11 protein-coding genes are annotated in these 12,178 nt (G+C 56.7%); 5 read left to right on the top strand and 6 right to left on the bottom strand.

What is annotated here, in order from left to right:
• The first annotated feature begins 32 nt into the window (after positions 1-32).
• The 3 genes from ACOTX7_RS19375 (at position 33) to patD (ending at position 3,293) form a co-directional block, all read left to right on the top strand.
• Positions 33-221 (top strand): hypothetical protein, encoded by a 189-nt coding sequence (locus ACOTX7_RS19375; protein ID WP_000205128.1) that lies wholly within the window; start codon positions 33-35, stop codon positions 219-221.
• A gap of 82 nt (positions 222-303) precedes the next feature.
• Positions 304-1,728, top strand: a complete 1,425-nt coding sequence (locus ACOTX7_RS19370) for a PLP-dependent aminotransferase family protein (RefSeq protein ID WP_221256052.1) — start codon at positions 304-306, stop codon at positions 1,726-1,728.
• A gap of 140 nt (positions 1,729-1,868) precedes the next feature.
• Positions 1,869-3,293 (top strand): aminobutyraldehyde dehydrogenase, encoded by a 1,425-nt coding sequence (gene patD, locus ACOTX7_RS19365; RefSeq protein ID WP_221256051.1) that lies wholly within the window; start codon positions 1,869-1,871, stop codon positions 3,291-3,293.
• Positions 3,294-3,328: 35 nt separating this feature from the next.
• Here the strand turns inward: patD and ACOTX7_RS19360 are convergent, their stop codons facing one another.
• From ACOTX7_RS19360 to ACOTX7_RS19350, 3 genes are read right to left on the bottom strand one after another with little or no spacing between them, the layout of a single operon-like run.
• Positions 3,329-3,511: a DUF1869 domain-containing protein gene (locus ACOTX7_RS19360; protein WP_003856955.1), complete on the bottom strand. Its 183-nt coding sequence runs from the start codon at positions 3,509-3,511 to the stop codon at positions 3,329-3,331.
• 3 nt (positions 3,512-3,514) lie between these two features.
• Positions 3,515-3,868 carry a DUF1971 domain-containing protein gene (locus tag ACOTX7_RS19355; protein WP_032673849.1) on the bottom strand — a complete coding sequence of 118 codons (354 nt, stop codon included), beginning with the start codon at positions 3,866-3,868 and terminating at the stop codon, positions 3,515-3,517.
• Positions 3,869-3,895: 27 nt separating this feature from the next.
• Positions 3,896-4,222, bottom strand: coding sequence for a DUF1971 domain-containing protein (locus ACOTX7_RS19350; protein WP_221256050.1), 327 nt, complete (start codon positions 4,220-4,222; stop codon positions 3,896-3,898).
• A gap of 243 nt (positions 4,223-4,465) precedes the next feature.
• Between ACOTX7_RS19350 and ACOTX7_RS19345 the strand changes: the two genes are divergently transcribed.
• Positions 4,466-4,639 (top strand): GhoT/OrtT family toxin, encoded by a 174-nt coding sequence (locus ACOTX7_RS19345; protein ID WP_003856960.1) that lies wholly within the window; start codon positions 4,466-4,468, stop codon positions 4,637-4,639.
• An 86-nt stretch (positions 4,640-4,725) separates the two neighbouring features.
• Positions 4,726-5,484, top strand: a complete 759-nt coding sequence (locus ACOTX7_RS19340) for an alpha/beta fold hydrolase (RefSeq protein WP_205922445.1) — start codon at positions 4,726-4,728, stop codon at positions 5,482-5,484.
• 33 nt (positions 5,485-5,517) lie between these two features.
• On the opposite strand, the gene ACOTX7_RS19335 is transcribed toward ACOTX7_RS19340, so the two are convergent.
• The 3 genes from ACOTX7_RS19335 to ACOTX7_RS19325 are packed head-to-tail and all read right to left on the bottom strand — an operon-like array spanning position 5,518 to position 12,006.
• Positions 5,518-7,692, bottom strand: a complete 2,175-nt coding sequence (locus ACOTX7_RS19335) for a virulence factor SrfC family protein (RefSeq protein WP_221256049.1) — start codon at positions 7,690-7,692, stop codon at positions 5,518-5,520.
• Positions 7,689-10,670, bottom strand: coding sequence for a virulence factor SrfB (locus ACOTX7_RS19330; protein WP_221256048.1), 2,982 nt, complete (start codon positions 10,668-10,670; stop codon positions 7,689-7,691). The genes ACOTX7_RS19335 and ACOTX7_RS19330 overlap by 4 nt, the downstream gene beginning before the upstream one ends.
• Before the next feature lie 4 nt (positions 10,671-10,674).
• Complete coding sequence (locus tag ACOTX7_RS19325) at positions 10,675-12,006, bottom strand: SrfA family protein (protein ID WP_221813197.1); 1,332 nt, start codon at positions 12,004-12,006, stop codon at positions 10,675-10,677.
• Positions 12,007-12,178: the final 172 nt, after the last annotated feature.

Genomic DNA, 12,178 nt, shown 5'->3' with positions numbered 1-12,178 from the left:
AATTTACGTTTTTACGTTTACAGGAGAATCCTATGACTTCTTATATCCATTTCCGCTGCCCATGCTGTCATGGCTCGCAGTACCGCACCTCAGCTTTTGACGTGTCTGACAAAAATCCGTTCGGCGCGAAATGCATTTTCTGCAAATCGCCGATGATCACGCTCGACCATCTGGCCGCAGCGCGTTTCGCTCAGAATCACGTTACTGAATACCGCAAGTAATTAACTGCATTTCCCATAACAGTTAGCAAAATCTTCTCTTTTTCTCCTGCTGATATACACTGTCAGCATTAAGGAGAATCTGATGAAAAAATACCAGCGTCTGGCGCAACAAATTATCTCGCAGATTGAGCTTGGCGTATGGTTGCCGGGCGATAAGCTGCCTTCCCTGCGAGAGCAGGTGGCAAGCAGCGGCATGAGTTTTATGACCGTGGGCCACGCGTATCAGATGCTGGAAAGTCAGGGGCGCATTGTTGCCAGACCGCAGTCGGGGTATTACGTTGCCGCCCGCCCGACCACACACCAGCCCGCACCGCCTGCGCAGGTAATGCGCGATGAAGTGGTCGACATCAATACCTATATCTTCGATGTGCTACAGGCCAGCCGCGATCCCTCCGTTGTTCCTTTTGCCTCGGCGTTTCCCGATCCGCGCCTTTTCCCACTTCAGCAACTCAACCGATCGCTGGCTAACGTCAGCAAAACGGCTACCGCCATGAGCGTGATTGAAAACCTGCCGCCGGGTAACGTCGACTTACGTCATGCCATTGCCCGTCGCTACGCCCAGCAGGGGATGAATATCTCGCCGGATGAAATTGTGATCACCGCGGGCGCGCTTGAGGCGCTCAACCTCAGTTTGCAGGCTGTCACAGAACCAGGGGACTGGGTTATCGTTGAAAACCCCTGTTTTTATGGCGCGCTCCAGGCGCTTGAACGCCTGAAACTGAAAGCGCTGTCGATTGCCACTGACGTTCGGGAGGGCATCGATCTCAGTGCCCTTGAGCAGGCGTTAAACGACTATCCGGTGAAAGCCTGCTGGCTGATGACCAACAGTCAGAACCCGCTCGGATTCACGCTAAGCGCTGAAAAGAAAGCTCAGCTGGTGGCCTTATTAACCCGGCATAACGTCACGCTGATTGAAGACGATGTTTACAGCGAACTCTACTTTGGCCGCGAAAAACCGCTTCCGGCAAAAGCCTGGGATAAGCAGGACATGACGTTGCACTGCTCCTCATTCTCCAAGTGTCTGGTGGCCGGTTTCCGTATTGGCTGGGTGGCGGCGGGAAAACATGCGCGCCGTATCCAGCAGTTGCAGCTGATGAGTACGTTATCCACCAGTTCTCCCATGCAGCTGGCGCTGGTGGATTATCTGGCGACCAAACGTTACGACGCTCACCTTCGTCGCCTGCGGCGTACGCTTGCTGAACGCAAACAGCAGGCCTGGCAATCGCTTCTGCGCCATATGCCTGCTGGCGTCAAAATTCATCATAACGACAGCGGTTACTTTTTGTGGCTGGAACTGCCTGAACAGCTGGATGCGGGACAATTGAGTGAAAAAGCCTTAACCCATCAAATCAGCATTGCGCCCGGCAAGATGTTTTCCACCTCCAATATCTGGACACCGTTTTTCCGTTTCAATACCTCATGGGGCTGGGGCGAGCGGGAGGAGCAGGCGGTCGTCCAGCTGGCGGCGTTAATCCGCGAAATGATGCTGCCTCCAGTCACACCTTGATGAAAATTCCTGAAGCGGCATGACGCGCAGACTACCTTTAGTAAGGGAGCGCGGATTGGTAACGTGACGTTGTCACGTATCGATTCGCCAGAACGTGTGCTGACAGCGAAAAACAATGTCGATTTCAACAGGACAATGCTATGCAAAATCAATTGCTGATAAATGGTGAACTGGTGGCTGGCGAAGGTGAAAAGCAGGCGGTTTTCAATCCTGCGACGGGTGAGGTGCTGCTTGAGATTGCTGAAGCGTCGGCCGCACAGGTAGACGCTGCCGTGCAGGCCGCCGATCGTGCCTTCACCGGGTGGGGGCAAACCACACCCAAAACGCGCGCTGAATGTCTGTTGAAACTGGCTGACGTGATAGAAGCCAACGCCGACGCCTTTGCACAACTGGAGTCCCTTAACTGCGGGAAACCGCTGCATTGTGTCCAGGGGGATGAGATCCCTGCGGTGGTCGATGTGTTTCGCTTCTTTGCCGGGGCCGCCCGCTGTCTGAATGGGCTGGCTGCGGGAGAATACCTCGAAGGACATACCTCGATGATTCGCCGCGATCCGGTTGGCGTCGTCGCCTCTATCGCGCCCTGGAACTATCCTCTGATGATGGCGGCATGGAAGCTGGCACCCGCGCTGGCGGCGGGAAACTGTGTCGTTATCAAACCGTCTGAAATTACGCCATTAACGGCGCTGAAGCTGGCGGAACTGGCGAAAGATATCTTCCCGCCAGGCGTGCTCAACGTGCTGTTTGGTCGCGGCAAAACCGTAGGGGATCCGCTGACCGGCCACGAAAAAGTGCGTATGGTTTCTCTCACCGGCTCTATCGCTACCGGAGAACATATTATCGGGCATACCGCATCTTCTGTGAAACGTACCCATATGGAATTGGGCGGAAAAGCCCCGGTCATTGTCTTTGACGATGCAGATTTGGATGCTGTGGTTGAAGGTGTGCGTACGTTTGGCTTCTACAATGCCGGTCAGGATTGTACCGCGGCCTGTCGTATTTATGCCCAGAAGGGGATTTATCCCGCGCTGGTTGAAAAGCTGGGTGCCGCCGTTGCCAGCCTGAAGATGGGCGCACCGGACGATACGTCAACGGAGCTGGGACCGCTCAGCTCCGCAGCGCATCTTTCCCGTGTTTGTGCTGCCGTGGATGAAGCCAAAGCCCTCGGACATATCCGCGTCATCACCGGTGGCAGTAAAAAAGAGGGGGCAGGATATTACTTCCAGCCAACGCTGCTGGCCGGGGCGAAGCAGGAAGATGCGATCGTCCAGCGCGAGGTGTTTGGCCCGGTGGTCAGCGTAACAGCGTTTGAGGATGAAGCGCAGGTGTTGGCCTGGGCTAACGATTCGCAATACGGCCTGGCCTCGTCCGTCTGGACCAAAGACGTCGGACGCGCCCATCGACTCAGCGCGCGTTTGCAGTATGGCTGCACCTGGGTCAATACCCATTTTATGCTGGTGAGCGAAATGCCGCACGGCGGGATGAAGTTATCCGGTTATGGAAAAGATATGTCGGTCTACGGACTCGAGGACTACACGGTTGTGCGACATGTCATGATCAAACACTAAGCCCTCATGCCCGGCGCAGTGCCGGGCGATTCAACTTACCAGCCACACACCTCGTGTTCATTTTCCGTATCGTAGGCGCGAACGGTATTCACCAGGTCCTTGACGACATCTGCCGCAACGTCCGGGATCAACAGCTCCATGGGCGCCTCGGTCTCATAATCCACCGATACGCCGTTGCTGTTGTTGGTGACGGTCACGGTATAGGTAGCCTTACCCATCATTTACTCCTTATGCGTGTTGACCACTTTACCGATACCGGCACCGCTAAGCGTGACGGCAGGATCCGCGAAAAAGTCGATATTAAAATAGGTGTCGTCGGTAAGTAGCTCAATGCGGTGCCATTTTTGCGGTGGAGAGATGCCAAAAGATCCGGCCTCAATCACCACGTCCAGATCGGGCTCGGTGGCATCGCCATCGGCAAAGCCAAAGTAACGCACCGCACCCTGCATAACGGACAAACGACCGTACACGCCAGCTTTGGTGTTGTGATGGGTAAAAAGCGCTTCTGGCGCGGTCTCTTTATTCCAGAACGGGGTCGAGCGGGTATGAACAAAGTTTTCAGGAATACGTAACATAATAGTTTCCTTCATGCTGGCGGGTGCTTAAAGGGACTTAAGCACCTCAGGTTCAACAAAGAATTCAATATTGAACAGGGTGTCGTCGGTCATCAGCTCAATGTGGTGCCATCTCTCTGGCGGGAAAACGCCGAAACGACCCGCTTCAATGACAAGCTCGCTGTCAGGCTCAGGTGTAAATTCATCAGCATAGCCCAGATAACGCACTGCACCACGTATCACCGACAGGCGAGGGTAGACGCCCGGGCGCGTGCCCGTATCAAGGTGACGTTTAAAAATGCCTGCGGGGGCCGTTTCTTTGTTCCAGAAAGGCGTGGAACGGGTGTGAATGCAACTCTGCGGAATGCGTAGCATATTTCCTCCCTTAAAAGCCTGCTCTTATTAGACTGCTTTCTGCGGGGATGCATTTGTCAAAAAGTGCATTTGATATGCATCTTATCAATAATAACCGTTTTGCGTTACCCGGCGTTGTTACACAAGGTACTCAGTTGTTATTATCCTTAGCATTTAAGTGGTTATGATGTAACGAAAAAACTTGATCTGTGTCAACATATGACGCATATTGCGTGCGGTTATTTTTCGGCTCAGGTAAACAGAATGACGTTGTATCAAAAGATGTTGGTGTTCTACGCAATCATGGCCTCCATCTGCGCATTAATCACCTGGTTCCTGTCTAAAGATCGTAAACGCATTCGCCTGTTGAGCGCATTCCTGGTGGGTTCCACCTGGCCAATGAGCTTCCCTGTTGCCCTGTTGATCTCTCTTTTCTGAAGCACGATTCCAGAACCGGCATCCAGACATAGCATTCCATACATTGAGCATGTATAAATATACAGTTGATTGTACATGGAGTGCTTATGAACAGTTTCTATTCACAGCAAGCAGGCTGCACTGTGCGCTGGCAGGATCTTCCCGGTTTCGGTGACCCGGTTGTGTTTATCCACGGGTTGGGCTGCGCATCGTCGTATGAATATCCTCGTATCGTCTGTGATCCCCGTTTCGGGGGGCGCAGAGCCATTCTGATCGATCTTCCCGGTAGCGGTTACAGTGACAAACCTGACAACTACCGTTATCGCACGAGCGAACAGGCGCAGGTGGTGGTTGAACTGTTAAACCATCTCGGCCTGGATAGTCTTTGGCTCTATGGTCATAGCATGGGGGGAAGTATCGCGATCGAAACGGCAACGCTGTTAACGTCGCGCGTTAAGGGCCTGATCGTGTCTGAACCCAATTTCCATGCGGGTGGCGGGATGTTCAGCCGGGCAATCGCGGCCCAAACGGAACAACATTTTCTGGAACAGGGCTATGATGACATGCTGCGGGCGGAAACGTCGCCGTGGGCGGGAAGCCTTCAAAGCAATGCTCCCTGGGCCGTCTGGCGCGGCGCAACAAGCCTGGTCGAGGGCGTTAAACCTGACTGGGAACACCTGTTCTTGTCATTAACCTGCCCGGTAATGTTAGTTTTTGGTGAGCTATCTCTGCCTGATGACGATTTTAACCGCCTGCAACAAAAAGGCGTTGCGGTAAAAATTATCCCTGATGCAGGCCATTCAATGTCCTGGGAAAACCCGTCAGCGTTGGCTCAGGCTTTGTCTGGCTTCATAAACGGTTCATGAATGGGTAGCCCGCATTGCTGCGGGCTGCAATGATTATGACAGCAAGGCAGACAAGGCTTTCCGCGCGGCAGGCTGAACGTCATACGGACACTGATAATCCACGTTCTCAATAGCGCGCGTGTAGAGCGCAACCAGCCAGTCATACACATAGGCTGTCGCCGCATGAACAGGCTGCTCGCCAAGTCGAGTGAGACGGGGTGAGGCGCTGCTCACAACCGGCGTCACGAAAATGGGCTGACCTTTGCGGATCCGGCTTGCAGGCCGTTCAGAGACGGGCGTCACTTCGTAGCCAAGCCAGCTAATGAAATTGCCTGTTGCGGCATGCAGCTGCGCGGCGCTGCTTTTATCGGTTTCTACAATCCGTTGCAGTTGCAGCGGCAGATCCAGCCGGTAGCTGGTGACGATCAGCACATCGGCAATCTGCTGTAAAACCTCTGCGTCCAGGCCCAGACGGGCAGCCGCCGCGTCGTTGCGACTCCACTGACGCAGATGATTAACCCACACGCTATGAGCCAGCCGCGCTTTGTCTTTGGTCTGCACCGCGCCAGGATTTTCCTGCGTCTCTTCCGCAAACAGATCGATAACATCGTTAAACAGACCGTTGACCTGTTCCTCTCGAGGCTGGTGAACGGTCAGCAGCGTCTCAAACGCTTTTAACGGCGGCAGAAGTCCTTCAAGCAGTTCACCATGACGGGCGGCACTGCCTTGCAGCGTTCGGACCATTTTTTCGGCCTGCGAGCGTCCAGCGCCTGGATCCTGCGTGAGGGGGTCGACATACGGGCGCATCAGCGCCGACATCGACTGTTGCAATAACCTTTTCAGCGTGTGAAGACGCTTCTGGCGCTGTGCCGGTAGGGTAGCCTGCGACAGCCATTCAATCACCCGCTGCATGCTGTGGGTATCGAGCGCCTGTAGTGTGCCCCAGCGCCGACCCGGCTGGCCCAGCAATTGTTGCACCGCTTCGTCCAGATTCTGCTTTGAGATGAATCGCGCATCGTGAGGGGTAATGGCCCAGACCAGCCCCGGCAACGCGGACTCTTCAACCGGCTGCGTCTCTTTAACCCAGTTTTGCAGGCGCCTGGCCGTTTTTGCCGTCTGCTGGTGGTGCGCCGTCGCATTGCAGATAACCATAACATCAGGCTGAATGTGCTGACGATAATGATCCAGCAACCACAGGCATTTTGCCTGCGTCATCAGCGGCGTGTGTTCTTCAGAAATAGCCGGAATATCAATGATGTCAACGTTATCGAGCACGCATTGCTCAACGGGCAGCACCAGTTCGCGGGTAAGCGATGCCAGTACATCAACGGGCAGGCTAATGGCATTAAGCAACTCGCCGTTTTTTACCGGATGAAGGAGGGTTTCCTGTGCTTCCGGCATGGCAAATGCCCCGTGAGTCAGGAAGCCTTCACACGGCAAACCAAAGCTGTCCACCAGCAGACTCAACGGCGCAGCAAGTACGCTGGCATGGCTGGTTTGATGCAGCACATGGGCGAGCTTCAGCCACTGCTGGGTTAACTCCTGCTGCTCACCCCACAGCAGAGACCAGACGCTGGCGCGGGTGCTGAGATCAAGCGACGGAACTAAAAGGGCAAACTGGTGCCACAGAGCATCGTCAATGTGCTGCTTAGCGCCGGGTACTATGCTCTGCCAGAACCGGGCAATGGACGCGACCTCCCGCGCCGTCATTCCCGGCACGCTCTGCGGTTGACGTAGCACACGCCACTTCTCAAGCCGGGCTTCAATCACCGATTTATCCACCGCGCGGATCTGCGGATCTAACGTGGTGCGGGCGATAAACAACTGCACCAGCTCGGCCTCCGTTACCAGGCGCAGGCGCAGGGGAAACGCGTCGTCTGCGACCTCGCCGGACGCTCTGCTGAAACGCACGGCCATGTTGGTGGGCGCATGCCCGGGATTAATATGCGAGAAGTAATCAAACGTGCGCTGACCCGGCGTAACGTTCAGCCGTTCGTCGCCGTTGCCGCACAGGGCGGCCAGCAGGTGCGCTTTCGCGGCCTGCGAGTGGCCGTATAAGCCGATGCTGCCCGGGCTGGCAAGGGCGCGATCGAGCGCCTCTTCACGCGCGCTTGCTGCGTTAAGGCGGGCAAGCAGGGCGTCGGCTTCGTTATCCAGCATCGGAGCGTGCTGTCGCGTCTCGTTGATCCACCCGATTAAGGCCTGAGTGGTGGCAGTCGTCGCAGTCATTTGAGGTATACGCTCCCGCTGTCGATCCAGTAGTGGCTGCCGCTGTGTCGGCGATCGGCCAGAGTATTCAGTTTAAAGGTCAGAGCATCTGGCGGCACTGGCGTGCCGTCCTGTAGCCAGGCGTCGCTCAGTTCGAAAGATTCCGGGCCTTCCTGCTTGTTACCGCCACGCAGCTTCAGGCGCACGTTCAGTACGCCGTCGCCCGCAATGGCTTTTGCCAGCTCGGCAGAGTTGATGCTCAGGGTATAGAGCGGCGTCGCGGGCCAGCGGGCATTGGCCAGTTGCCGGAAGCCGAGGGTGACATTGCCGCGCAGCGGGAAGTGCAGACGGGCGTCCAGTTTCGCGCCGGGTTTATCGAGGTCGACATCGTGATACCAGACGTTCTCGTCCCGCAGGGTATTGATCGTGTTATCCAGCACGCCCAGATAGCGCACCGTAGAGTACGCCCCGATATCCGCTGCTTTAAAGTTAAAGCGCGGCAGGCGAAGATCCAGCGCCAGGCTACAGAGCATCGCACCCACGGCGGCGGTGGATTTCGGGTTGCCGATCCGCCCCTGCTGGCTGAACGGATACCATTCATGAACCTGGTATTTATCCAGCCAGACGATGCGGTTGACAGGCACCGGTTGCAGGTGGCGAATCAAGGCCTGCACGCCCGGCAGACAGCCAGGCCGTCCCGTGATGAGCAGAATATCGCAACTGTAGTGAGAGATCGCCTCACAGACCGCATGAAGCGGGGCGGCGAGCGTGAACTGACCCGCCAGCATCGCGTCCTGCATCTCCCGGAAATGGACGTGCAGCGGTACGCTGAACAGATCAACGTTTTCAGAGCCAGCAGGCAATGCATGGTCGATCGCCTGCTGGAGGTAATTCATCACGTTACGCGTCGGTTTTTGCGTGAGCAGATCGCCAAAGGTGGCATGCAGCCCGGCCAGCGGATCGTCAATATCGCTTGCTTCCCACGCGGCCAGGATCGCGTGGCCGATCGGCATAAAGAGCTGAAGCGTCGTCTGCTGGCGCAGTATCGCCTGGGTATCAATCCGCCCGGAGTCGCCGAAGAGGGATGCCATCAGCTGTGGGGCATCGGCTATGCCGGATTTCTGAAGATGGGTTTGCAGCGCGGGCAGTACGTAGCGCTGGATCACGTCCAGCAGCGTATCGTCGCCAGCAACCTTGAACCCTTCGCGGAACAGTAGCTGCGGGGTGATTTTAACGTTATTCCCGGAACCATCATCTAACTGATAGTGCGTGATGGCCATATCCGTCGTGCCGCCGCCGATATCAATTGAGGCCACGCGCAGCGCGCGTCCCGGCTGGACGCCCGGCTCAGGCGCGCGGTCCGGGCGGGCAAGAGAGGCGAAAAAGGCCTCGGTCTGGCCACCGAAGTGGGAAATGGCTTCGTTATACAGCCACACCAGTTGGCCGCAGCTGGCTTCGTCCCACTCCATCTGGATCTCAGGAACCGGCACCACGCTTTTTTCCTGCTGCTTACGGCTGGCAAAATCCTCATCCTGCGGGTGCCAGCCCATCGCTTTCCAGACGATGGCAATAGCTTCGAACATGCGGCGACGGAAAATCTCGCGCTCCTGTTTCGGCATCGCCGAAGGCAGGGTGAGGATCAGCGTCCGCAGCTGGCGGGGAGAAGCCGGGAAACCAAGCCGCAGACGTGTGGCCACGCTGTTAATCTGACCAAGCGCCTGAGCCAGCAGCTCGCAGAGCATGTGCGTCATCAGGGTGCTGCGGCTGTACTGCGGAGAGAACACCGGCAGGCGTTCATCCTGCGGCAGCGTAAAGAGCGGTTCCCCGTCGTCGTTCATCAGGTTCATCAGTGGAAACGCGGTGGCCAGCGGTTCGCGCTGGGTTTTGCTGTTCATCTGGCTAAAGCGCCAGTCCTGCACCACCGGGGTTTCATCCCACAGATAGCGACGCGGGCTGGAGATGCCGCTGTTGCCTTCCGTGCCCAGACGCTGCATCGCCAGCTTACGTGCTTCATCACCCACGCGGACAATCGATGGCCAGACGAACGCGTCTTCCCGGCCGCTTTCCACCGAGAAGTGTTGCTTGCCAAAACGCGCTTCGGAAAATTCAAGACGGCTGGTAAACAGCGGCTCATTCAGGAACTGCGGCTCACTCAGAGATCGTACCTGGAGTTCAGCCGTCTGGCGCAGGCCGTCGTTGGCATCACCATGATCTTCAATAATCACGCCGCAGGTGTGGGTGTTGCCCACGTCAAGGATCAGATCGACAGGAATGGCAGGCGTGCTCAGGGTATGGGTAACAAATTTCACTTCCGGCACGGTGAGTTGTTCACCGAGCATGGAGAGCAGGTTGAGCCAGTGCGCCTGATACTCAAAGCTGCGCATGGCCTGATGCAGCTCGCGCTCGGAGCGTTTTTCAACCCCGTCGGCAAACTGCGTGAAAGCTTCGCGCAGCCAGCCGTCAATCCAGGTCTGGTCGAGGAAACTTTCAATTTCACTGTCGCGCCAGGCGAGTGCGAAACGCGTGCCGTTCAGGATATCGTTTTCAACCGGCGACAGGGCAGACGTCGCATGCTCTGCAATCTGGCTGTCGAGCGCGACGGTAACACGGTGCGTATTGCCAGCCGCGTCGGGCGTGGAAAGCTTTCGTACCTGGACGCGCGCCCAGTTATCCGGGCCTTCAACAAACGTCCGCGGCGGGTTGAAGCGCAGGAAAGGAAGCGGCAGCCAGACGCCGTCGAGCACGGTCAGGGAGTCATGCAGTGGAATGGTGCTTTCAGGCTTGACCACTTCCGGCTGCCCGCCATCGGTGGCAGGCAGCGTGTACCGGCCGTTAACCAGATCGAAATCCAGACGCAGCAGCGGGCCATTTGCCGTTTTACGCACGAAACGCCCGTTGCTGGCGGTATCCTGCGGAGTCAGGCCAAAATCGAGAAACTGTACGCCGCTGTTAGCAATCAGCGTCACGCTCTGTTTATAGTCGCAAAGATTAACCAGCATAGGATCAGACACCTGCTTTCTTGAACGTCAAAGGAACGACGGTGTTGGCATCGTAACGTGCAGTGCATTCCGCCACATCGCTGGCACCGGCCTTACAGGTCACTTCCGGCATCGGATAGCGTGAACCGTCGGAGCAACGAGCGTTACCGCGCGTTTTGATCAACAGCTCGCCGTTGCTGTGTAAGCCGGAGAAAACGTCTACCCGGCAGACAATGTTGTCGCCATGCACGACCCGGGCGAAACCTTTGTTGTTCTGGATCTGGTAGCGCAGCGAGGGCGGTTTGCCGGTGAGCGGATCCTGCACATCGAGAAACGCGCGCCAGGTGCCGTTCAGGAAGCGCGTTAACCCCGCTTTGACCTGGTTTGCCTCCATTACCATCGCATCTTTTGGTATTGCGGTAATGACCACCGGTTCGGCCGCCGGGGCAGGCGTTTTCACCTTCGGCTCAACCACTTCGGCCTGGTGCAGCGGGAGCTTCAGCTCCAGCGGCTCTACCGTCTTCACGGGGGCCGGAGCAATTGCGACAGGGGCCGGTGCAGGCGTGGCGGCTGGCGCTGCGGTCGGGGCCTGTTTTGGCCAGAGCAGCGGGGTGGCGATAGCCGCAATGATGACCGCGGCAACCGGCAGTAACCACAGGGGGGAGCGACGTTTTTTCTGCACGACCGCCGGGGCGGGCTCTGGCGGTGTGAGGTCCATACGCACCGGTTCAGGCGTATACAGTTCATCTTCGGTGATACGGACGGTAGCCGCAGGCGTGATTAGCGGCGCATCGGCCTGCTCAAAAGTCACCACCGGGGCCGGTTCTGGCTCCGGTTCAGGTTCGTTGATCACCACGGGTTCAGGATCAGGGATCAACGATTCGCGCAGGCAGTCCAGCACGTTATCACGCGCACTCTCGTTAAGATTGACGAAATCCCAGAAGCAGATCACCGGTTTGCCATCGACCAGATAGACAAAGTTTTCCCCGGGAAACTGGAAGGATTTCGAGAGCAGAGAGCCAAACAGTTGCTGCGCCGTTTTCGGTGACTGAAGGCATTTCTTACTCAGCGACTCCACGCTGGCGAGCGTGTTTTCCAGATAGCGCAGGGCGCGAAAACGGTCATCTTCATCCGCTGCCTTCCAGCTGGAGACGGTTCCCTCAACCGGGGAGTACCAGTCAACGCGATCGCCGCCGTCGTTAACCTGAGGTATAGCCAGGCAATCGACGATAGCCTGCTGTTTGCGCAACCGAAGCGCTTCGCGGATTTGCAGCGCTGATTCAAAAACGGCTTGTCCGCCGCCGCCAACGGCCTGAAAATCATCCAGATTACCGCTGCGTAAGAGTGTTTTTGCCACGATTTGGTCCTGTAGACTTCTTCACGCCATTACTTTAGCGAAACCGGTAAGCAAGCAAACGGCTGAGGAGACGGCAAAAGGGACGATTTCTTGCGGCATTGATCGTGACGGTTGTGCTTGACGAATAATGGACCTTAAGGCAAATCGGCTTATGCGGGCTGATGCTAAAACC

Source organism: Enterobacter cloacae complex sp. IR5418 (assembly GCF_049238105.1).
Taxonomy (GTDB): Bacteria; Pseudomonadota; Gammaproteobacteria; order Enterobacterales; family Enterobacteriaceae; genus Enterobacter; species Enterobacter hormaechei.
Note: the sequence above shows the minus strand (reverse complement) of the source record. Positions and strands in the feature narration are given on the sequence as shown.